Origin of the sequence: Sphaerisporangium viridialbum (genome assembly GCF_049674955.1) — a bacterium.
In the GTDB taxonomy this organism is placed as follows: Bacteria; Actinomycetota; Actinomycetes; order Streptosporangiales; family Streptosporangiaceae; genus Sphaerisporangium; species Sphaerisporangium viridialbum.
This window is the reverse complement of record NZ_CP187232.1, coordinates 6268616-6290098: the sequence shown is the minus strand read 5'-3', so window position 1 is coordinate 6290098 and position 21483 is coordinate 6268616. Positions and strand designations below refer to the sequence as shown.

At 69.3% G+C, this 21483-nt stretch carries 15 protein-coding genes and 1 pseudogene; 10 read left to right on the top strand and 6 right to left on the bottom strand.

What is annotated here, in order from left to right; translation table 11 throughout:
- Nucleotides 1-170: 170 nt before the first annotated feature.
- From ACOZ38_RS28210 to ACOZ38_RS28195, 4 genes and pseudogenes are all read left to right on the top strand, one after another.
- Nucleotides 171-9539 carry a calcium-binding protein gene (locus ACOZ38_RS28210; RefSeq protein ID WP_424537096.1) on the top strand — a complete coding sequence of 3123 codons (9369 nt, stop codon included), beginning with the start codon at nucleotides 171-173 and terminating at the stop codon, nucleotides 9537-9539.
- Nucleotides 9540-9571: 32 nt separating this feature from the next.
- On the top strand, nucleotides 9572-11779 hold the full coding sequence (locus ACOZ38_RS28205; protein WP_424534184.1) for a hypothetical protein: 2208 nt from the start codon (nucleotides 9572-9574) through the stop codon (nucleotides 11777-11779).
- Between the two features lie 977 nt (nucleotides 11780-12756).
- On the top strand, nucleotides 12757-13386 hold the full coding sequence (locus ACOZ38_RS28200; protein WP_424534183.1) for a glycerophosphodiester phosphodiesterase family protein: 630 nt from the start codon (nucleotides 12757-12759) through the stop codon (nucleotides 13384-13386).
- A 53-nt stretch (nucleotides 13387-13439) separates the two neighbouring features.
- Nucleotides 13440-13706 (top strand): annotated as a pseudogene (locus ACOZ38_RS28195) (beta-ketoacyl-ACP synthase); the annotation flags it as partial.
- Between the two features lie 17 nt (nucleotides 13707-13723).
- On the opposite strand, the gene ACOZ38_RS28190 reads toward ACOZ38_RS28195, so the two are convergent.
- The 5 genes from ACOZ38_RS28190 to ACOZ38_RS28170 all read right to left on the bottom strand — a co-directional run bounded on the left by ACOZ38_RS28190 (nucleotide 13724) and on the right by ACOZ38_RS28170 (nucleotide 17758).
- On the bottom strand, nucleotides 13724-14779 hold the full coding sequence (locus ACOZ38_RS28190; RefSeq protein ID WP_424534182.1) for an ATP-binding protein: 1056 nt from the start codon (nucleotides 14777-14779) through the stop codon (nucleotides 13724-13726).
- 6 nt (nucleotides 14780-14785) lie between these two features.
- Complete coding sequence (kaiC, locus tag ACOZ38_RS28185) at nucleotides 14786-16321, bottom strand: circadian clock protein KaiC (protein ID WP_424534181.1); 1536 nt, start codon at nucleotides 16319-16321, stop codon at nucleotides 14786-14788.
- A complete protein-coding gene (locus ACOZ38_RS28180; RefSeq protein WP_424534180.1) occupies nucleotides 16318-16620 on the bottom strand; it encodes a circadian clock KaiB family protein in 303 nt (100 codons plus the stop codon). Before ACOZ38_RS28180 ends, kaiC begins: the two co-directional genes overlap by 4 nt.
- A 199-nt stretch (nucleotides 16621-16819) precedes the next feature.
- A complete protein-coding gene (locus ACOZ38_RS28175) occupies nucleotides 16820-17116 on the bottom strand; it encodes a hypothetical protein (protein WP_424534179.1) in 297 nt (98 codons plus the stop codon).
- Between the two features lie 132 nt (nucleotides 17117-17248).
- Nucleotides 17249-17758 (bottom strand): MarR family winged helix-turn-helix transcriptional regulator, encoded by a 510-nt coding sequence (locus tag ACOZ38_RS28170; protein WP_424534178.1) that lies wholly within the window; start codon nucleotides 17756-17758, stop codon nucleotides 17249-17251.
- A 96-nt stretch (nucleotides 17759-17854) separates the two neighbouring features.
- Here ACOZ38_RS28170 and ACOZ38_RS28165 point away from each other — a divergent pair, with 96 nt between their 5' ends.
- Genes ACOZ38_RS28165 through ACOZ38_RS28155 form a run of 3 tightly spaced genes read left to right on the top strand, consistent with a single transcriptional unit; the run spans nucleotide 17855 to nucleotide 19476 of the window.
- Complete coding sequence (locus ACOZ38_RS28165; protein ID WP_424534177.1) at nucleotides 17855-18517, top strand: FMN-dependent NADH-azoreductase; 663 nt, start codon at nucleotides 17855-17857, stop codon at nucleotides 18515-18517.
- Nucleotides 18518-18537: 20 nt separating this feature from the next.
- Nucleotides 18538-18864, top strand: coding sequence for an SDR family NAD(P)-dependent oxidoreductase (locus tag ACOZ38_RS28160; protein WP_424534176.1), 327 nt, complete (start codon nucleotides 18538-18540; stop codon nucleotides 18862-18864).
- A 15-nt stretch (nucleotides 18865-18879) separates the two neighbouring features.
- Nucleotides 18880-19476 carry a hypothetical protein gene (locus ACOZ38_RS28155; RefSeq protein WP_424534175.1) on the top strand — a complete coding sequence of 199 codons (597 nt, stop codon included), beginning with the start codon at nucleotides 18880-18882 and terminating at the stop codon, nucleotides 19474-19476.
- A 469-nt stretch (nucleotides 19477-19945) separates the two neighbouring features.
- Here ACOZ38_RS28155 and ACOZ38_RS28150 read toward each other — a convergent pair whose 3' ends face one another.
- On the bottom strand, nucleotides 19946-20362 hold the full coding sequence (locus ACOZ38_RS28150) for a spore-associated protein A (protein WP_424534174.1): 417 nt from the start codon (nucleotides 20360-20362) through the stop codon (nucleotides 19946-19948).
- A gap of 154 nt (nucleotides 20363-20516) precedes the next feature.
- Here ACOZ38_RS28150 and ACOZ38_RS28145 point away from each other — a divergent pair, with 154 nt between their 5' ends.
- The 3 genes from ACOZ38_RS28145 (at nucleotide 20517) to ACOZ38_RS28135 (ending at nucleotide 21465) form a co-directional block, all read left to right on the top strand.
- Complete coding sequence (locus ACOZ38_RS28145) at nucleotides 20517-20732, top strand: hypothetical protein (protein WP_424534173.1); 216 nt, start codon at nucleotides 20517-20519, stop codon at nucleotides 20730-20732.
- A gap of 75 nt (nucleotides 20733-20807) precedes the next feature.
- Nucleotides 20808-21014, top strand: a complete 207-nt coding sequence (locus tag ACOZ38_RS28140) for a hypothetical protein (RefSeq protein WP_424534172.1) — start codon at nucleotides 20808-20810, stop codon at nucleotides 21012-21014.
- Nucleotides 21015-21048: 34 nt separating this feature from the next.
- Nucleotides 21049-21465 carry a hypothetical protein gene (locus ACOZ38_RS28135; RefSeq protein ID WP_424534171.1) on the top strand — a complete coding sequence of 139 codons (417 nt, stop codon included), beginning with the start codon at nucleotides 21049-21051 and terminating at the stop codon, nucleotides 21463-21465.
- Nucleotides 21466-21483 lie beyond the last annotated feature (18 nt).

Genomic DNA, 21483 nt, shown 5'->3' with positions numbered 1-21483 from the left:
AAGCCGTCGCGAGGCTTAAGTCGGACCTAAGCGGACGAGCCGGTTCTTGGAAGGCTCCACAAGTTCTTCTTTAGGCCCCATCACTAGACATATCCCTCGCATGCCGTCTTTCGGTCTCGGGGGGTCTCGTGGTGAGGCAACGATTGGTCAGCATCATGTGCGTGCTGGGGATGCTGGCAGGTCTGGTCACAGCCCTACCGCGGGTCGCCGTGGCGGCGACGCAACGGGATGCGGAGACCGCCGCGCTCCTTACCGCGGTCGAGCGCTTCGCCGCCGTCAGCAAGGGCATGGCCACGCTTGGTCCGATGGGGGAGCAGGTGCCTCTCGTCGGCCTGGTGCCCGGCGGTGCGGACGGCCTGGGCATGGGCGACCTGTTCGACGTGGCGGTGTATGACAAGCTCAAGGATCTCGCCAGCCTGTCCGACCTTCAGGACGAGTATCCGCTCCCGGGCCCGCGTACCGGTCGGCTGCTGGCGAAGGCGAGCACTGTGGGCGCGGTCAGGCGCCTGGACCTGACGCTGGAGGTCACCCGTACGGTCGCCAACAGGCCGCTCTCCGTCAGCAGCACCCAGCCCAGGGTCTCGCTGGCGACCTCCGGGGGAGTGGACGTCACGCTCAAGCTTGTCGCGAAGCTCCCCTTCGCCTACGACCCCGCCACCGGGTCCGCGTGGCTGGGCAAGGACGCCGTGGTGACGGTGCAGGCGGACGGACGGCTGGTGGCGGGAGCCAAGCCCACGGCCGCCCTCGGCATCCTCGGCGTCGACCTGTCAGCCGGGTCGTCACTCTCCTTCACCTCCACGATCACCTCCGCCGCCTCCGACCCGGACGGCGACGGCAGGCTGGACCTGCGCGAGCTGGGAGCGGAGGGCGCGGCGGCCGGACTGTTCACCTTCTCCCGGAAGGGCTCGGCCAACGCCAGGCTGGAGGTCAAGGCCCAGCCGTTCGCCGGCGCCCAAGTTGAAGGCGCCACCGCGACCATCGACGTGACCTGGCCGGACCTCGCGACGGGCGGGCCGCAGGTGAGCGTGAGCCAGCCCGACCTGGACCGGCTCGGTCGCTTCCAGACACTCACGCCGAAAGACCTGCTCGACGGGCTGGCGCATCTGTCCGGTGCGATCACCGCCGTACAGCGGGCCCGCTGGGCAGACCAGGGCAACCTGGACCTACCGTTCATGCGGGGTTCCCTGGCCGACGCGGTGCGCATCTCAGAAGCCATCGACAAGTTCGTCGCCGACAGCGTCGACCGGAACACCGGCCAGCCCACCTTCACCTCGATCCAGGACCTGTTCGCCGCGCTCGGCAGGGCGCGCGACCTGCCCGGTGGCGCGATCATCAAGGTCGTCGGCGCGGGTTACGACGACGCCACCAAGAAGATCGCCTTCACTCTCGTCGTCGACCGCTCGGTCAACCCCATCCCCGAGCCGCTCAACCCGGCCGGACAGGTCAGCAGCGGTGCGGGCACCGGTGTCACCTACACGGCCAAGACGCTCAGGCACAGCGGCCAGAAGTGGACGCCGGGCGAGTTCGCCGGGCGTATGGTCACCGCGGGCGCGTCGACCGGCATGGTGGTGGACAACACCGCCGACACCGTCACCCTCGCCGAAGACGGGTGGCGCGCAGGAGTGCCGACGGCCGGGGCGCCGTACCGGATCGCCGCCGCCGACCCGATGATCGGCCAGGTGTCCTTCGGCGACACCTTCAAGGCCCGCGCGGGCCTCGACCAGGCGAACGCGGCCACCTCGGTCGCCGGGGTGATGCGCGGCTACCACGCCACCGCCACGGTCGTGCTCGACCTCAGCGACCCCGCTACCGGGCAGGCGTGCGCCACCCGGCCGGACGGCCAGCAGAAGGCATGCCCCTACCGGCACACCAATCCGGATGGCAGCTCGACCGTGGTCACCGAGCTGCCCCGGGCCGCCGACCGGATCATGCTGCGTACCGGTGGCGACCTGTTCGGCGCGAGTCTGTCGATCACGAGCCCGATCAACCTCAACGCCGTCGTCGGCTACCTGGGCGTGCAGCTCACCGGAGACCTCTCCATGACCAGCGCAGCCGACGGCGACATGGTGAAGGTCACGCTCAAGGACGTCGGGGACGTATCGCTGACGCGGCTGTTCGAGCGTCTGGCCAGCGATCCCGCCCAGATCCTCACCTCTCAGGTGGATGCCACCGCCCGGGCGAGGGTGAACGTGGGCGTGCCCGGGATCGCGGACTTCTTCGGCGGCAGGGTCACCGGCGACGTGGAGATGCCGGACGTCGGAAAGCCGGGCTCGCTGGTCTTCCGCGGCTTCGACCAGATCGGCAAGGTCAAGGGCTTCGCCTTCGACCCCGACAACCCGCGGGCGCTGTTCGGCACGCTGCTCAAATCGCTCGGCGCGCTGGCCACGTACCTGGACCAGGTCAAGGGCAGCGGGCCGGTCGGCGAGGCGATGACCGCGAAGCTGCCGCTCCTCGGCCGCTCGGTCTCCGACCTGGTCGCCGCCGAGGAGATGGGCTCGGGCCCCGGTGTCGTGTACGGCGACGGCGCCTGCGGGAGCGAGAACGGTTTCGTCACTGACCCCTCGCGCACGTTCACCCCGTCGTACCTCGGCCGCGGCGTGATCATCGGCACCCGCCTGATGGTCGTCGGGGCCGTGTGCGGCGAGCACACGATGGCGTTCACCGCGAAGTTCGGCCAGGCCCTTCCCGAGCCGGGCGCCGCCTACGCGCTCCGCTCGCCGCTCAGGGACGCGATCGACCGGCTGACCGCGGCCCCACCGGACACCGTGCAGGCGCTGGTGGCCGAGCTGAACAAGTCGCTGGGCGGTCAGGTCCGCGTCGCCTACGAGGACGGCGGGCTGCGGCTCTCGCTGGCGTACGACAAGAAGGCGGCGTTGAAGGAGCCGTTGCGCTTCTCCTTCGGAGAGCGCAGCCTGGTCGCCGCCTCCGGCTCGGGCACCCTCGACGCCGCCGTCAACGGCCAGGTACGGCTGGGCCTGCGCATGGCCCTCAAGCGCGACTTCGATCTCGCCCGCGACCTGCTCGTCGAGACCGACTCCAGCCTCGACCTGGAGACGAGCGCGCGGCTCGACGGCACCATCAAGGCGAACATCGGCCCGCTGCCCGTCTCCGTCGGTAAGGCCGGCGACGACCCGATGCAGGCCAGGCTCGCGTACGGCGTGAGCCTCCGCTACGACGGCGAGGACGGCGAGTCGCAGGAGGCCGTACCTCCGGCCGACTTCTTCGCCGGGCTCGGCGTGTCGCTCAACGAGACGAGCGAGTCGGTCACCTGCGACCGCGACCCCCTGCGCGACGAGACCGACCTGGCGTTGTGCGCTGTGCTGCCCGCCTACCTCAACGGCCGCCCGATCACCGCGGACGGCAAGCACGCGCTCATCCTGCGACTGCCCAGGGTCGCTCCGCTGGCCGAGATGTTCGATCTGACCACGAAGCTGCCCGGCGACATCGACCGGCTGGAGCTGCCCGCCTTCGACTTCTCCACGCTGCCCGCGGGGCTGGAGCTGGACTGGACCAACCTGGGCGACGGCATCGACCGTTACCTGACCGCGTTGGAGACCGGCATGCGCACCGCCTCCTACGGCGGCAGGTTGCCCCTGGTCGGCCACGACCTGCAGCAGGGTGCGGACTTCGTCGGCGCCAAGCGCCAGGAGATCAAGGTGGCGGTCGCCAAGCTGCCGAACGGCGGCCGGGTGCCCACCGGCAAGAACCTGCGCGACTGGTACAACGCCGAGCTGGCCCCCAAGGTCGGCCCCGGTGTGCAACCGCTGATCACCTGCGTGCAGGTGCCGGAGCCCACCGACCCCACCGCCTGTGACGCCGCGAAGGGCACCGAGCTGACCGGCATCAAATTCACGATCGACATCGGCAAGGGCGTCGTCGACCCTCAGCAGGGCTGCGTCGAAAGCTGCGTGGGCCTGGAACGGCAGCTGGACATCGGGATCCCCGGCCTCGCGTTGCGCCAGGGCTCGGGCAAGGGCGTACGGGCCGAGGCCGGCTGGCAGGTCAAGGCCACGGTGGGCCTGGACCGGACCAGCGGCTTCTACATCGACGCCACTTCCGACAACCGGCCGCGGGCCAACCTCGGCGTGAACGTGTCGCTACCGGAGGAGATCAACGCCAAGCTGGCCATCCTCGACGTCACCCTGAAGAACCGCGCACCGAAGTCTCCCGACTTGTTCGCGGGCACGTTCACCGTCGGGCTCAAGCCGGTCGGCCGGATCGGGCTCCAGCAGCTCGCCGACGCCGGGGACCTGGTGGAGACCTCGCTGCACGCCAACGCCGCCGTCGACTGGCGCTTCACCGTGACGCCCGGTTCCCCGATGTTCCCGGGGCTGTTCGGCGACTTCCACCTGGCCTGGGACCTCACCAAGGCCGGCGGCCCTGACCCCGACGACCTGTCCATCGCCTTCACGAACGTGAACCTGGAGGCCGGCGACTTCTTCCGCACCGTCCTTGGTCCGGTGGTGACGCAGGTCAAGCGGGTCACCGACCCCGTGCGCCCGGTGATCGACCAGCTCTACGCGCCCATCCCGGTGCTCTCGGATCTGAGCCGGTCCGCGGGCGGCGGCGACGTGAACCTGATGACGATCGCCAAGAAGTTCAACACGCTGGGCGGAAACAGTACGACGCAGTTCATCGAGCGGGTGGTCGAGATCACCAAGGTGGTCTCCGCCCTGCCCGACTGCCGCGGCGAGCTGCACATCCCTATCGGTGGCTTCTCCGTGGCCGGCGACAAGGCGCTCACCACGCAGAACTCGCCGGACGTGGCCGACTCGCTGATCACGGACATGGCTCCCGCGACGGAGGACCTGTTCGCGGCGCTCGACCAGGGCGCCAGGACGTGTGACAAGGGCAATGCCGCGAAGGCCGCGCAGGAGCAGGGGCCCATGCAGCAGTCGGCGAAGGCGGGCTTCAGCTTCCCCGTGCTCGGCAATGCCGGCCGGTCGATCTTCAGCCTGCTCATGGGCAAGGACGTCGAGCTCGTCGAGTTCGACTCCGGCCCGCTGCGCCTGGGCTTCACCTACAGCCAGTCCTTCGGCCCGGTCTACGCGCCGCCCCCCATCATGGTGGTCATCTCCGGCACGGCCGGGGTCGAGGCGCGGATCAAGGCGGGCTTCGACACGTACGGCATCCGCAAGGCGATCGAGCAGGGCCAGGTCGATCTCCAGGTCCTCGACAGCCTGTACCTGAAGACCACCGACGAGCGAGGCCGCCCACTACCGGCGATCACCCTGTCCGGCCGTCTGGAGGCCGGAGCGGCGGTGGACCTGTTGCTCATCAAGGGGGGCGTGAGCGGAGGAATCTCCCTGGGCATCTCGATGACCTGGGCCGATCCGACCAACGACGGCAAGTTCAGGTTCTACGAGTTCGCCGGGGTCCTGCTGCGTAACCCGATGTGCCTGTTCGTGATGGACGGCAAGCTCAGGGTCTATCTCAAGGCATGGGTGGAGCTCGGGGTCTCCATCTTCAAGAAGCGTTACGACTGGACGATCGTCGAGGCCACGCTGCTCGACTTCTCGGTCCGGCCGAAGTGCGATGAGGCCCCGCCCAAGCTCGCCACGGACAGCGGCAGCGCGCTGGTGCTGCACGTCGGCGCGATGCGCGGGGCCAGGGGCGGCAGCACCGCCAAGCCGAGCGACGCCGCCGAACAGTGGACGGTCAGCCAGCTCCCCGGCGACGAGGGGTTCGTGGTGAGCGCGCTCGGCGTCCGCGAGGAGCACCGTGCGGCGGGCCTGGACCGGGTGCTGGCCGACGGCCGCGCCGCCAAGGGCAGCATCCGGCTCGTCTTCCAGGGGTACGCCGACGGCTCCGGCACGCCGTATCCGTTCGATCGGAAGATCGTCGCCTTCGGCGGCGACGGCGACGACCTGATCCTGGCCGGCGCAGGAAGCAACGTGGTGGACGGCGGTAAGGGCAACGACCAGATCACCAGCGTCGACCAGTACGACGAGCAGGGCACTTCGGTCGCCATCGTGGCCGGTGGCCCCGGCGACGACTACCTGACCGTAGGCGGCGCGGGCGGCTGGGTATCCGGTGACGGCCACCTCAACCCCGGCAGCCGGAGGGTCGGCACGGTCGAGGTCGCCGACTGGAACGCCGAGGGCCTGCCCGGCGCGCCGGCGGACGGCCCGGACGACGGCGACGACCGGATCGCCGCCGGACTCGGCCGCAACCGGCTGTGGGGCAACGGCGGGAACGACACCATCGGCGTGGCCTCCGACAGCCCGCTGGCCGCCACCGACCCGTCGCCCCGCTTCCGCGCCCAGCCGAGCCTGCTGGTCGGCGGGCCCGGTGCCGACATCCTCACCGGCGGTTCCGCCGCCGACGAGATCTACACCGGACCGCAGGAGGAGTTCGGTCCCGACGCGTCGGGACCGGCCGACTCGGGGCCGAACTACGTCGACACCGGCGCGGGCGACGACAAGGTGTACGGCAGCCAGGCCGTCGATCTGGTCGCCGGACGCTCCCTTCCCGGCGAGACCGGGCGCGTCTTCGGCGGCGGCGGCGAGGACGTCCTCGCGGGCGGCTACGGCAAGGACGAGATCTTCGGCGGCCCCGGCGACGACTGGGTGATCGCCGAGCCGTCCGACGTCGGCGAGGCGGAAGGCCGTGACGACTACGGCCCGGCCCGGTTGGTGCGGCACCTGCCGCTGCCCGCGGGTGTGCAGCCCTCGGCGAAGCTGCTGGTCGGCGGCGACGGCGACGACCACCTCGTGGGCGGCGACGGCGGCGCCACCATCTTCGGCGACCGGTGGCGTGAAGAACCCTGCGAGGAGGCCGTCGCGGACGGCGACGGCCGCGACCTGGTGCTCGGCGGCTCCGGCAAGGACACCGTCTCGGCCGGTGGGGGAGCCGACCGGGTCGAGGCCGGCGGCGGTCAGGACCGTGTCTGCGGCGAACGGGGCGACGACACCCTGTACGGCGGAGCGGACGACGACTTCGTCAGCGGCGGCTCCGGTGACGACACCGCCTACGGCGACGACGGAGCCGACGAGGTGGCCGGTGGCACGGGCGACGACACCCTGTACGGCGGAGCGGGCGACGACTCGGTCGTGGGCGAAGCCGGCGAGGACACCCTCTTCGGTGGCTCCGGCGACGACCTGGTCGTCGGCGGAAGCCGTACCGCGGGGAAGACCGACGGCGCCGACACCCTGTACGGCGACGCCGGAGCCGACCGGCTGGTCGGTGACAACGGCGACGCCACCGGTTCCTTCGACCTGGACGGAACGCCGGAGGAGGCCGGCGGTCCGGACGTGATCCACGGCGGGGACGACGCCGACACCGCCTTCGGCGGGATCGGGGACGACGAGGTGCACGGAGACGCCGGCGACGACCACCTGGAAGGCGGCAACGGGGCCGACCAGGTGTCGGGCGAGGCCGGTGAGGACGAACTCGTCGGCGGCGGATCCGGGCCGCACCCGGACGCGGGCGACACTCTGCTGGGTGGTGACGGACCGGACGTGATCGCCGGTGACAACGCCGTCCTGAGCACGTCCGGCACGGCCACCCCGGTCGCCGTACGGTCCGGCCAGCTCCACACGCACCGGGTGGAGCTGCTCTCGGGCGGCTCCGGCGCGGACGTCGCCGACGGCGGCGCGGGCAACGACGCGATCTTCGGGCAGGGCGGTGCCGACCGGCTGCGCGGCCAGGAGGGCGACGACTACGCCGAGGGCGGCCCGGGCGTCGACTGGGTCGAGGGCGACCAGGGCGACGACGACGTGGTCGGCGGATCGCACGTCGCGGCGGACGACGCCGCCGACGCGCTCTTCGGCGGACCCGGCGACGACGTCGTCCTGGGCGACAACGGTCAGGTGAGGCTGTCGGGCGGCCCTGCCCGGGCGACCGTCCGCCTGGGCTCGGCCGGCAAGCCGATGACTCCACGGGCCGTCACGCTGCTGGGCGGCGGCTCGGGCGAGGACCGTATCTCCGGCGGCTCGGGAGTGGACGTGCTGTGGGGACAGGGCGGCGACGACTACATCTCCGGCGGCGGCCAGGGTGACTACGCCGAGGGCGGCAGCGGCGCCGACCAGATCCGCGGCGATCTCCCGCTGTCGGCCAAGTCCGCCCAGACCACCAGCGAGCCGCTCGGCGACCCCGGCTGGAAGGGGGTCGCCAGCGGGCAGGCGGAACTGGAGGGCGAGGACGCCACGCCCGGCCAGGACGATCTGATCGGCGGCTCGTCCCAGCCGGGCGCGGACGACAAGGGCGACGCGATCGAGGGCGGCGGAGGGGCCGACGTGCTGCTCGGCGACAACGGCTCGCTCGTCCGCACCCTGGTCGGAAACAGCGAGCGGGTCTACACCGAGCGCTACGGCGCGGGGCAAGCGCCCGCCGACGCCACGCGCAGCCGTACGCACGACCCGGCGCTGCCCGGCGACTCCACCCGGTTCTGCACCCAGGCCCAGGCGACCTGCGAGCCGGAAGGCGCCTTCGGCGCCGACCGCCTCTACGGCGACGCCGGCGACGACGGGCTGTGGGGTCAGGACGGCGACGACCGCCTGTACGGCGGAGCAGGCAACGACGACCTGTTCGGTGAGCTCGGCGACGACGAGATGTACGGCGGCGAAGGCGACGACGCCATGCTGGGCGACCGCGGCGGCGTGGTGAACGAGCGGATCGACGCGGGGGACGCCCAGCGCCTCGGCTTCACCGTCACCCTCAAGTCCCCGCCCAAGGAGACCTACCGCGGCTTCCTGCTCGGTTCCTACGACCGCCGTACGGACCTGCTGCACGACGCGGACGGCGACACCTGGGTGAGCGCGGCCCTGCCGCACGACGGCTTCGCGAAGGGCGGCGACGACCGCATGCGGGGCGGGCCGGGACGCGACAGCCTGCACGGCGGCGCCGGTGACGACCTGATCAACGGCGACAGCGGCGGCGACGAGGTCTTCGGCGACGACGGCGCGGACGTGATCTGGGGAGGCAAGGGCTGCGACCCCGTCCTGGACGCCGCGACCGCCGACTGCCGGCCCGGCGGCGTGTTCGACCCGGCCGCGCGGGGCACCGATGACCGCTTCGTCGACCACGTTTTCGGCGGCGCCGGGGCAGACCTGCTCGACTACAACCCGCGCGGTTCCTACCCGGGCGACTGCGCCCCGGGCCGCATGCCGGAAGGCACCCTCACCACCGTCGTGGACCCCTGCCTGTGGCACCGGATGACGGACAAGGACAACGCCTCCACCACCGACGACCAGCACCACCAGGGCGTCGACTGGCAGTACGGCGGCGAGGGCCGGGACGTGCTGCAGGGCGACCGCACCGCCAACGGGCCCAACCCCGGCGACAAGATGATCGACTGGAACGGGAACTTCAACCTTTTCACCCACTGCGGCCCGGCCAACGGCGGGCACAACATCGTCCGCGAGCACTCCCCGGCGATGCTCGACTTCCTGGCCAAGGTGGTCTGGGGCTCCGGCGCAGGCCGAAGCTTGGGCGACGCCTCGGGCGTGCGGGAGCTGGCGATCCCGGAACACGACAGCGGCCCGCCGTACCCAACCTCACCTGGACACTTCGACTCGCCCGTGGCCTGCGCGCCCTAGAAGGGAAATCGTCAATGTTGCGTCGTTTATTGATGGTGGTGTTGTTGGCCACCGGCCTTTCCACCGGAGAGGTGGCTGCCCAGGCGGAGACCGAGTCCGGCCGCGCCGCCGCGGAGCGGTGCGTGCCCGGTGACTGCTTCGCCGTCACCGCGGTCCTCGACCGGGCCCCGGCCGTGGGGCAGACCGCCACGCTGACCGTCACGGTCACCGCCAAGGAGAAGGCGGCTGACGTGCGGGTGGTGACCGACCTGCCCGGAAACCTGCGTTGGGTGAGCCCGCCTGATGGGATGAGCCGGGGCCCCGCGACGATCGGACGCAGCCGCCTAGACCGCGCGAGCCGTACCGGCCCGATGCGGAAGAACGAGCAGGCGAGGTACGTCGGCACGGTGCTGGCCACCGAGCCGGGCCCGGCCGCCGTCAACGTCCACGTCACCGACGGGCGGCCCGGCCCGGGCAGCGAGGCGCTGGCCTACGTCACCGTCGGGAAGGAGACGTCCTTCTTCGGCAGGGCACGACCCGCGGCCACCGCCCCTCCGCGTGCGGAAGCGGTCGCGGCGGACCCGGACACCTGCGTGCGGGGCAGGATCACGCACCTGACGGTCGGTGGCGCCATCCAGGGTGTGCCCCAGATCGGGGTGAACGCCTTTGACAAGGACGACGCGGATGAGGACGAGATCCTGGCCTCCGGCCTGACGGACGACCAGGGCGACTACGAGTTGTGCTTCGACGGAAGCGATACCAGCGAAGTCGGCGGTCAGGACGTTTACGTGGTCGGCCACGCCTACAACGACTACTGGGCGGTCGGGGATCCGACGACCATGGTCACCTACTCGTTCCAGACGCCGGTAACTCCCGATGTCGAGGCGGGCACCAGGAACACGGTCATCAATTACCTTTCCGCGCCCGGAAGCGAGGCCGAGGGCTGGTTCCGGATCTTCGCGGCCGCGCACGCCACCTGGAAGGCGTACACCGGCTGGGCAGGGAACCCCGGAGGCTGCTGGGTCGCCGGCGCTTCACCCTGCCGCCGGGCGGTCATCATGTGGGCCCCCTACGTCGTGATCCCTGCCCCCAAGTACAGTCCCAGCAGCGACACCATCCGCCTGAGCGCGCAGCATCAGCTCGAGAACATGGCCGTGGCCCACGAGCTCGGCCACTTCATCATGGACTACGTCTACGCCGACGTGTACCCGCCGAGTCCCTCCTGTGCCAACCACTGGCTTGAGAAGACGACCTCGGAGGGGTGCGCCTGGACGGAGGGGTGGGCCGACTGGGTGGCGATTCAGACATACGGGGAGACCCACTACCGCTGGGGGCCGTTGGACCCGTCGGTCGACCTGGAGAGCCCCACATGGAACAGTCCCGGGTGGACGGGGATCGAGGGACCCGAAGTCGAGGGCCGGGTGGTCGGCGCGTTGATGGACATCGCCGACGATGACCCGAGGAACGAGATCTACTGGGACCTGTCCTCGGAGGGCCCGGAAAAGATCGTCTCCGTTGTCACTGCGACGAAGCCGAACACCGTCGGGGAGTTCAAGAACGGTCTGTTGGCGGCGGTGCCCACGCCGGGAGGGAAGTCGAACGTGCTGGCCAGCCTCTACCAGAACACCATCGACGACGTGTTCTACGAACCGCTGCTTGACAGGGTCGAGCTCAACCGTCCGAACAGTTCCTACTCCATCACCACCACACGGCCCACCTGGTCGGTGGTGGCCGCGCTTCCCGTGGGGAATCCGGCCAACGACGTCAACCTGACAATGTTCAAGTCCGAGAAGAGCGCGGAGAACGTTTCGAGCAGACTGCCCAGCAGTGATCAGCCGGACTTCATCGCCGTCGACGCCGCGTCCGGTCCACGGAGCCACGTGGCCTGGGCCCTGGGGCCTGTCGCCGCGGAGTCCTACCTCGTCGAGTTCGCCGAGTCGGAGGGCTCGCTCGCGCCGCGAACCTCCACTCAGCTGTCCATGGAGTCGGCCGACGTCGTCGAGATCCGCACGGCGGACCTCACCGCGAACACTCCGGTGAGTTTCACCGTCACCCCGCTGGATGGCCAGGACCTCGACGTCTTCACGATGGCGCCCAACTCCGCCAAGTGGGCGAGGCCGAGATCCGACGCGAAGGGCGCCTTCGGCAAGGGGCCGGGCATGGCCGAACGCCTCACCGTGACGCCGGGCGTGACCGGCACCTACGCCGTGATAGTGATCCAGAAGAGTGGGAGCGGGCGCTTCACCCTGACCCGTTCCTGACCAGGCGGTGCCGCGCATCCTCCAGCGCGGCATTTCCCCCCACCGAGTCCTGGCGATTCCTTTCGAGCACGGAGGCTGATCGCCGGGAGGTTGGCCCGTCGGCGGAGACGGCGTGTCGTGACCGGCGTGAGAACGCCGGTCACGACCGCTCGACCAGGCAGAGACGCCGATTCTCGAGTTCCTGGCGGTTACTGCTGAGAGCCTGAGCGCGGGGGCCGGGGCTCAGTCGTGGTGGTGCGCTCAGGGCCGGCCGCTTCGGTGGCGGGCTTCCAGGCGCGGTCGAGGAACCGGCGACCAGCGGGGCGATGTCGGGGAGGTACTCCTCCAGGGCGAAGTGGCCGGTGTCGAAGATGTGTATTTCGGCGTCGGGGAGGTCGTGCAGGTAGGCGTGGGCGCCGGGTTCGGGGAAGAACAGGTCGTCGCGGCCCCACGTGATGAGTGTGGGAGGGGTGTGCTGTCACAGCCAGGCCTGCCTGTGATGTGCCAAAACTCGTACAGGGCTGTTGACCTCGAATGCTGCCGCACGTACGTGCTCGTGGCCCGCTGAACTGGTGCGTCGCCTGCCTGGGGGCTTGACCGTGAAGGCGAAAGGAGCCGTTCAGCCAGGTGAAATCCTCGTTAATCCCGACTGCAGCGCAGGTCACCGGAGGGGACGCCTAGGCATTGGTCAGCTACCTCGTCGGGGCGCTTGGCGGATGCTCACCCTTACCCAGGAGCGAGTGTCCGGTACCTACTGGCTGTGCCAGGGCGGTTCCCGATGTCCAGTCGCGGATCAAATCCTCATTTATGCGGCATTCATGGGTTACTCATGCATCAACTACTCGTCGCGGATAAATGTCAGATTTGGGGCGAAGGTGTCTGCCTAAGCCTGAGGAGACCCATGTTGCGACGACTCGGCCTCACCATCACGACCACGCTGGTGGCCCTGACAGCGGCCGTGCCCACTGCGACCGCCGCATTGACGTCCACGATCACCAATGTCGCTCACCGGGGGGGCGTCCGCGCAGGCCCCGGAGAACACCATCGCCGCCTTCAAGCTGGCGGAACAGCAGCATGCCGACATGTCCGAGCTCGACATCCGGGAGACCAAGGACCACCAGTTGGTCGTCATGCACGACAAGACGCTCACCCGTACCACCAACGTCGCAAGGGTCTTTCCGGACCGGGCGCCCTGGCGGGTCGGCGACCTCACCCTCGCCGAGATCCAGAAGCTGGACGCGGGCTCCTGGTTCGCCCGGAGATACAGCGGTGAACGGGTGCCCACGCTCGCGGAAACGCTGCGCGCGATGGACGGAAGCCGGATCGGCCTGCTGCTGGAGATCAAGTCGCCCCGGCTCTCCCCGGGCATCGAGGCCCGCGTCGCCCGCGAGCTGCGGCAGAATCCCTCATGGCTGCGCCCCGGCCGGCTCGTCGTGCAGTTGGTGGAGCTGCTGATCCAGCTCGTGTACAAGATTCAGTGTGCGGGCGGAGAAGAAGGTCGAGGGAGAGCTCAACGCCGAGTTCCGGCGGGTGCAGGGCAAGAACGGGATCTTGGTGAAGCTCGCGACGGCGGCGCTGGAGCTGCCGGAGGAGATCGTTCGCAAGGCCCTGTATCCCGTGGTCGGTGAGCGGACGCTGACCGACATCAGCGCCGAGGCCAAAGACCCCGGGGACCCATCCCACGGTCACCGCCGTCAAGTCGATGACCGGCCACCTGTGCGGGGCCGCCGGGGCGTTGGGCGCCATCGCCACGATCCTCGCCGTCCGCGACGGGGTCATCCCCGCCACCTTGAACCTGGACGACCTCGATCCCGAGGTGAAGCTCGACATCGTCACCGGGCGGCCCCGCCAGGGCCGGTGGGCGGCGGCGGTGGCCAACTCCTTCGGCTTCGGCGGCCACAACGCGTCCCTGGCGTTCACCGCAGCGGGCGCAGGGGACCAGCCTTGATCCAGGTGGGTGAACGCTCAAGCCGGTGGTGCCTGGGGTAGGAGGAGGCAAAAGCAAGCACCTGCTTCCTCGCCCGGTTCGAAGTAGGCGTCTCCGCCGTTGGCCCGAGAGAGGCTGCGCACGATCCACAGCCCCAGCCCCGAGCCATCGGTCTCTCGTGCGCGATGCGGGCTACGGCGGAAGCGCCCGAACAGGCTCGGCACGAACTCCTCGGGCACGCCGGGCCCATGGTCGCACACCTTGATCTCCACACCGCCGGGCTGCTCGGCCACATATATCTCGATCGGTGGGGCTCCGTAGGAGAAGGCGTTCTCCAGGTAGTTGACCATCATCTCCGACAACTCGCCGCGATCTGCCAGGACCCGGACTTCGGGATCGCACGATACGTACACGTCTCGGGGCCGGTCGGCGAACTCGGCCAGTCGCTCGAGGACCATCTCCAGCACCGGCACCGGCTCCACATAGGCGCGCGAGACCTTCGCGTCGATCTTCGCCACGGTGAGGAGCTTCTTGACCAGGGACTGGAGACGGGCCGTGCGATACGCGATGCGGCCGAGGACGTCGGCTCGCTCCTCCTCGGTGAACGTCTCCCGGGGGTCACGCAGCATGTCCACCAGCTGGCCGATCCCCGTCAGCGGGTTGCGGACCTCATGAGCCGCCACGGCGATCACCGAGCCCTGGCGTTCGAGTTCGGCTTCGAGCTGTTGTTCGGCCTGCCGCCGGAGTGTGACGTCGCGCAGCGCGGCGACGTGCAAGCGTTCTCCTGCCACCGTCGTGGTGGTGGCGCGCATCTCGACCACCCGCGTCCGGCCGTCGGGCAGCACTAGGTCGATCTCGGTCGACTCGCCGGCGACGATCGGGTAGCCGAACGGGGTGCCGAGGAGTTCGCCCGTTGGCCGGCCGAGCAGCTCCTCGGCGGAGGGGTTGCAGATCCGGATCACACCGCGATCGTCTACCGCGAGGATCCCGTCCGCCGACGCCGACACGACTATCTGCCCGGCGTCGCGCTCGAAATTCGCGGGTCGTGTCGGTTCGGTGTCCGGCCTCCGTCCGCCGTCGTGAGGCTCACCCATCAGGCCTCATCCGGGTGGTTCCGTCCAGTCCTCGGCCGTTCCGCGGTCTGGGTCGATCGGCCCCCGCGGATCGGGGGGCGGCACGGCGGTGTCGGAGAGCACGCGGAAGACATCGGGGCAGGGGCCACCGATGTGCATGCCGGCGCTATCGATGCTGACCTGGCGGATGGCGTGGTCATGTGCCGACCCCCGCGTCTGCAGGACGGTGATGGCACGCTGGACCGCAGCCGCCCCCTCGATGTAGCGCAGCACGATCGTGACGTCGGTGAGGCTGGCGATCTCCGTGATCGGCGCCGTGAACATCGACATTCCCATGCCGGTCGGCGCGCAGGTGAACAGGGTCGTGATCTCGTGCTGCCGCACGACCCCGCCCAGTGCGATCACGAAATCGAGCAGCGTGCGTGGCGTCGCCCTCCGCTCGAGGGCGGAGAGACCGTCGACGACGAGGCGGGCGGGCGCGAAGTCCATGATGCCTCTGCTTATCCGGAGGAAATACTCCTCCACCGAGGCCACTTCCGGATACCCGGCGGTGACCTGGAGCAGTCCCGAGGCCTCCATGACGTCCAGGTCCAGACCCCAGCCGGCGGCGTCACGGCTGAGTTGCTCGCGAGTCTCGTCGAAGATGTGGAACAGGCAGCGTTCGCCCGCCCGGAACGCGGCATCCGCGAACTGCAGGGCCGACAGCGTCTTTCCGGCGCCGAGCGGCCCGGTGAGCAGGACGACCGCGTCCCGGAAGATGCCGCCGCCCACCATGGCGTCCAGTTCGAGGTTGCCGGTGGAGACCCGCTCCCGCGACGCATGCTCGCGTGGGGCGAGGAACGCGAGGGGAATGATGACCAATCCGTCTTTCGGGTCGATGGTGAACAGCCACTCCCCGGTACGGTGCGTGGTGCCGCGGAACTTGACGATCTCGATCGTCCGGCGCCGTCTTTCACTCCGCATGACGTTCCGCATGATCAAGACATTGTCCATGACGAACTCCTCGACGCCATACCGGGAAACGTGGTCGTACTCGTCGTCGCGTTCGGTGGTCAGGACCGAGGTGACGTCGAGCGAATCCAGGACCCGGGCGAGCCGATGCAACTCGTGGCGAATGAGCTCGCGGTCGTGGAAGCGGACGAAGACCGCGCCGAGCGAATCCAAGGAGAGCCGTTTGGCGCCGACCTCGCGCACGGCGCGATCGACGCGGGCCATCAGCGCGCCGAGGTCGTACGTTCCGACGGTGAGCGTCTCCTCACCGGTGTCCGCCGAGGCGTCGACGAACATCCACTTTCCCTCGGCCTCCCAGCGCGCGATGTCAAAGCCCAGGGAGCCGGCGTTGCGGCGGATGTCGTCGGGCGTCTCGTCGAAGGCGAGGAATACCCCTGGTTCGCCGAAGCGCATGATGCCCCGGGCGAGGAACTCCATGGCGAACAGCGTTTTCCCGCTGCCGGTCGTGCCGGTCACGAGCGTGGACCGGCCGGCGGGAAGCCCGCCGATGGCGACCTCGTCGAAGCCGCTGATACCGGTAGGTGTCCGCTCGATCGCGGCGCCGCCCGTCATGGTGCCCCCTCTTGGGGGGACGATCTGTCCACGTCGGGCAGGTCGAGGAAAGCGGCGACCTTGTCTTGGTCGGACAGATCCCCGATGACCCGGAACCTCGGGAGCGGCGTGATCCTGATCACGGTGGGGGTGGCCAACACCCGTTCCTTCTCCGCGAGATCCGGCCTTTCGGCGGCATCGATGACCTCGATCTCATGGCAGCCGGGCAGATAGGTCTCGCACAGGACCCGCAGATTCGACACCGCGGTCAGCGACCGCGGTGTCTGTCCGACCACGTACAACCTGAACGAGTAGGTCACCACCGTACCTCCCGCGCCACGTCGACCCGTGGCGGCCGCCACGCTCATGACGCCCTTGGCCACTTTCGCTCGGCGCCTTTCCGGCCGGTCGTTCCCGGCCGGTCCAGGCCCCCTTCAGTACCCGACATACCCCCGCTGACCAGCCCGGATACCACGGCCCGCCAGTGATCTCCGGCCGTGCGCGTAACGTGAACCTGCGTCACGAGCAGGTGGCCCTCCTCGTCGAAGCCGACGCCCTGCCCGCCGCCGTCCTCGGCGCGATCCGCCAGGCCCCCGGCATCACGACGACCCCGCCGCGCTGCGCGCGGCGCCGCCGAAGGCACGCTGCACGGCATCGTCGATGATCAGAGCGTCGTTGTGGCTGAGGGGGTACCTGGCTGAGCTGGTCGGCCAGCAGTTGCACGTGGGTGGCGAAGTGCTGGCAGGCGCCTGCCAGCGCGGCCACCGGGTCGATGCTGTCGGCGGGAAGGTTCGCCAGCCCGTCGTGGACCGTCACGGCGACCACGGTACGCGGCCGACTCAGCGGAGGCGCCCTGTTTCCCGCCCCCGGCTAGCGAAAGGTGGTCGTAGCTATAGGAGTTCCGGCATCGAGCGGTTGGCCGCCGGCGCCGTGGGCTCCAATGCGTGGTCAGGCTTGGTCGGGCGCGCAGGCGGTTTCGTGTGGCCGTCCGTCCTCGACTCTCGCGATGGGCTCGCCGACGAGATCTTGCAACGCGCTCTTCAGAGCGGTCCGAGCCGAGGGGGTGAGGTCGGCCAGGAGCTGGTCCTCTATTGCCTCGATGTCGCCGCGGGCGGCTTTGAGGGCACGGCTCCCCTCGGAGGTGACCTCGATGATGCGCGCCCTGCGGTCGGCGGGATCCGGCCGACGGCGCACCAGGCCGGCGCTTTCCAGTTCGTCGAGGATGAAGACCAGCTTGCTCTTGTCGACCGACACGGCCTGGGCGAGGGCGAGCTGGGTTCGGGCGGGGGCTTCAACGATCGCCATCAACACCGTGTAGCCCCACAGAGTCATGCCGTGCTCACGCACGGCCGCGGTCTCCGCTGTGGCCAGGCCTTGCTTCAGCCGCGCGAACAGCCAATGCAGATCCTGGTGCAACCAGCTGCCGGGCGAGCCTTCGGGTGCGGGAGAGATGGCCATGGACCGCATGATAGCAAGCCAAGATGTTCTTGACTCTAAACCATCTTGCTCTATATTGATTGCGAATCCAGATCATCTTGAATGTGAGGCAGCCTTGTGACGCATCTTCTGCATCTGGACGCCAGCGGACGCAGCGACTCGTTCTCGCGCAGGCTCGGCAAGACCTTCGTGGCCGACTGGCGGGCGACCCATCCCGATGGGGTCTACACCTACCGCGACCTGGTGGCGGACCCGGTGCCGCCCATCGACGAGGACCGTGTCCACCTCGCCACCCAGTCGTCCGTGAACGGGGTGCGCGACATCGAGGCCATGGACAAGGTGGCCGCCAGCGCCCCCGAGCTGGCCAGGAGCTGGGCAGCCACCCGCCCGCTGGTGGAGAAACTCCTCGCGGCAGACGTCCTGCTCTTGGGCGTTCCGATGTACAACTTCTCGGTGCCTGCCGCGCTCAAGGCATGGATCGACCGCGTGACCCTGCCCTGGCTGCCACTCAAGGGAAAGTCGGCCGTGGTGCTGAGTGCGCGCGGTGGGGGCTACGGGCCGGGCACGCCCCGCGAGCAGTTCGACTTCCAGGAGCCCTACCTGCGCGCTTACTTCTCCGTGCTCGGATTGGACGACGTGGAGTTCGTCCATGCCGAGCTCACGCATGCCACGGTCATGCCCTTCCTCGCTCAGTTCCGCGAGCAGCATGAGGCCTCCCACGCGGCGGCGCTCGCCGCGGTGCACACCCTGGCGACCCGAGTGCGCGCCGAGACGCCGTAGCGAAGACGAGAGGACGCACCATGAACACAGATCTCAACGGCCGCGTGGTCCTGATCTCCGGCGCGTCGACCGGGATAGGAGCCGCGACCGCCCGCGCCTACGGGCGCGAAGGCGCCCAGGTGGCGATCACCTATCGCAACAACCCGGACAGCGCCGAGGAGGTGGCCGCCGACGTCGAGGCCTCCGGCGGGCAGGGGTGCAGCGTCTACTGGAGGAGATCCGGACCGAGTTCGGCTACCGCCTGGAGGCTCACGACGGGGCGGTGCCCGCGATGGTCAAGCACTTCAAGCAGACTTTGCAGAGCGTTCTGTGTTCATGCGAACAAAGTCGTTCCTGATGGCGTCTAACTCCCCATGATCAGTGTGACACTCTCTTTGCTGCTGGCCCTGTCCGCCCCCGCGATCGTGACCGAGATTCCGAAGAACTTCCTGCTCACTGAGCGCGACGCGCGCAGGCACTTGAGCCCGGAAGAGGCAGCCGAACAGGGCTACCAGATCAGCGACAAACTCACCAAGCCATTGATGCTGAACCCGTGCGTGCACCGGAGCGCCGTCGATCGCGACCGGGTGGCGGCCCGCACGATTTCGCACTGGACCAGCGGCCCTAGCGACTCCTCCGAACAACTCGTCATCTACAAGAGCTCCCGCGCCGCGCACGCGGCGTTCACCTTTTTGCGCTCCGAGGCCAACAAGTGCGCACGCAAGAGCGACCCCTCGGTGCCCGAACTCAAGATCCATTGGCGGACGAGCAAGGCCAAGGTGGGGGACGAGGCCATCGGCATGGGCTACCAGACCCGGCAGGACGGCAGCGTGAACGCGACGATCAGCGGTCTCGTCGCCCGCAAGGGCAAAGCACTGATGATCTACACCACCACCGAGGGAGGGTACGAGCCCGGCCGGGTGACCAAGGACGCCAAGAAGATGGCCGCCAAGGTGTGCAAGTTGCGCGGCGTCTGCTAGGAGCGCTACCCGGTGAGCATCGTCCCGCTCCACCCCGGCAGCGACCTCCGGGTCCAGCCGAGATAAGGGAAATTCCGGCCAAGACTAAATCCAGCATGTCGTGAGCTGCGCGAACGCCGACCTGGCTGTCCGGCCAAGCGCGATAGCCACTTCCGAGATCTACCGATCTCGGAAGTGGCATTCAGAACGGGCTTCCGGGATTGCGCTGTTAACGCCCTCGGATGGGCCAGATGCCACTTGAGAGATTGCGAAGCAACGTGATCGATGGCCGTTTCTGCGCGTACCTCGGCTGTACCTGACCTCCGGGCCACCCGACCTCGGGAGCGGGGCGAAGTGGCGCCCTTGCTGTAAGTGCTTGTAGGTCAGCCATCCGAGAACCCTCGGTCACTGTAGCCACTTTGCGCCCCTGGTCGGGGGTATGCCTCCCGCATTCCATCTGGGGGCGTTACCCAGCCTGGTCAGAAGAGGTTCAGCCGCAGTGCACGTTGTTAAGCTCGGTGGTCTTCCAGTCCGGTACCGTTCCGGCCACGTCAATACACTGGCCAGGCGCGGAGACGTACACCGGGCCGGCGTAGTACTGGTAATGCCCGGCATTGGTGTGTTCCCCGCTGCCGTCAGCTCTCGATATCGTGACTCTCTTCCAGCTCGTGGTGCCGTCGTAGGGGCCGTAGCCGTAGGTCAGGGCGCAGTTCTTTCCGGTGCTGGAGCTGTAGTAGACCTCCAGCGTGCCCGTGCGGGTCCCGGTCCGGGGGATGGCGTAGACGCCGACCCGGGAGTAGCTGCTGCCGCAGGGTCCGGCCGCGCTGGCCGGGGCGGCGCCCGCCACCAGCGCGGTGGAGGCCAAGGCCGCGCCGGCCAGGAGGGTCGCCAGCTTGCGTGTGCGCACGTATGTCCTTTCAATTGACCGTTACTCGCTGATATATGATCATGAATAGCACTGGCTCGCCACCACGGGTGCGGCCAAGGTACGGGCAGAAGCGGCCATTGATCACGTTGCGCCACCGGTCGGCAGAGGCCGCCAACGCGAGGCTGAGGCCCAGGTGGACACCGCGCTGCGCGTCGGAGAGCCCACCCGGCTCACCCACCGCGGCGGCGGCCTCCGCCTGGTCCTAACAGTGGACTTCGCACCGGTTCCCGCCTCTTCGGGCGGGTGCCGGTGGGATCCTCAACCCGGCAGGGGAGACGTCATGGGCCTGGAGAACATCACCCCGATCACGGTGGACCAGCTGCTTCGCGCGCTGGCGGCCCTGGGGTAAGCGCACGTTGCCGATCCGGACGAACGCCCGGAAGGACCCACAGGGCAGGACGTTCCCGAACTCCTGGGGGCACGGGTGGGCCTCATCGAGACGGAGACCACCACGGTGGTCGATCCGAAGGAAGAACCACCCCGCGCCGTGCGCGGATACCAGCAGGAATGGCTCCATACCAGCGCTGACCGGCAGATTCACCGCGCGGTCCTGGTCAACCGGCTGCAACGGACCGGCTTCGACATCCCCATGTTCCTCGCCGACGTCGACCTCGACAGTTCACCTCCGTAGCCTGCTCAGGCCCGTATTCACCGAGGGAGGGACCTTGGCCGATGCGCTGCACATGATCAACCACCGGTCGGACGGCACGCCCTGGCCCTACGCCGGGACGCCGCGCTATCTGGCCGGCTGGGTTCGCCACCGCCTCGCGGCCTGGCTGGATGAGGGCGAGCAGCTGCGCGACGGCCTAGTGCTGCCCAGTCGTCAGCTCACCGCAGCCGCCGAGCGGATTCGCACCGAGCAGGAGGCCTGGCGCGCCGAGCGCGCCGAGCAGGAGACCCGCCGGGCCCACGACGTCGCCGGCCACGTCTCCCGGGCTCGAGCACTTCGACGAAGGCCGCCCGGAACACGCCCGGCTCGCGCTCGATTCCGCCGAGGGCTATCTCGCGCAGGCCCTGCTGACGCTGCACCTGCTCAGCATCCAAATCAGCGCGGTTCCGAGCATGGCTGCCGCAGTGAATGATGAGCCGGTTTTCGGCCA

Excerpts from the sequence above, each read along its gene's own strand:
- ACOZ38_RS28210 (WP_424537096.1), top strand. The coding sequence starts at position 171 with ATGCTGGCAGGTCTGGTCACAGCCCTACCGCGGGTCGCCGTGGCGGCG.
- ACOZ38_RS28205 (WP_424534184.1), top strand. The coding sequence starts at position 9,572 with ATGGTGGTGTTGTTGGCCACCGGCCTTTCCACCGGAGAGGTGGCTGCC.
- ACOZ38_RS28200 (WP_424534183.1), top strand. The coding sequence starts at position 12,757 with ATGTCGCTCACCGGGGGGGCGTCCGCGCAGGCCCCGGAGAACACCATC.
- ACOZ38_RS28190 (WP_424534182.1), bottom strand. The coding sequence starts at position 14,779 with ATGGGTGAGCCTCACGACGGCGGACGGAGGCCGGACACCGAACCGACA.
- kaiC (WP_424534181.1), bottom strand. The coding sequence starts at position 16,321 with ATGACGGGCGGCGCCGCGATCGAGCGGACACCTACCGGTATCAGCGGC.
- ACOZ38_RS28170 (WP_424534178.1), bottom strand. The coding sequence starts at position 17,758 with ATGGCCATCTCTCCCGCACCCGAAGGCTCGCCCGGCAGCTGGTTGCAC.
- ACOZ38_RS28160 (WP_424534176.1), top strand. The coding sequence starts at position 18,538 with ATGAACACAGATCTCAACGGCCGCGTGGTCCTGATCTCCGGCGCGTCG.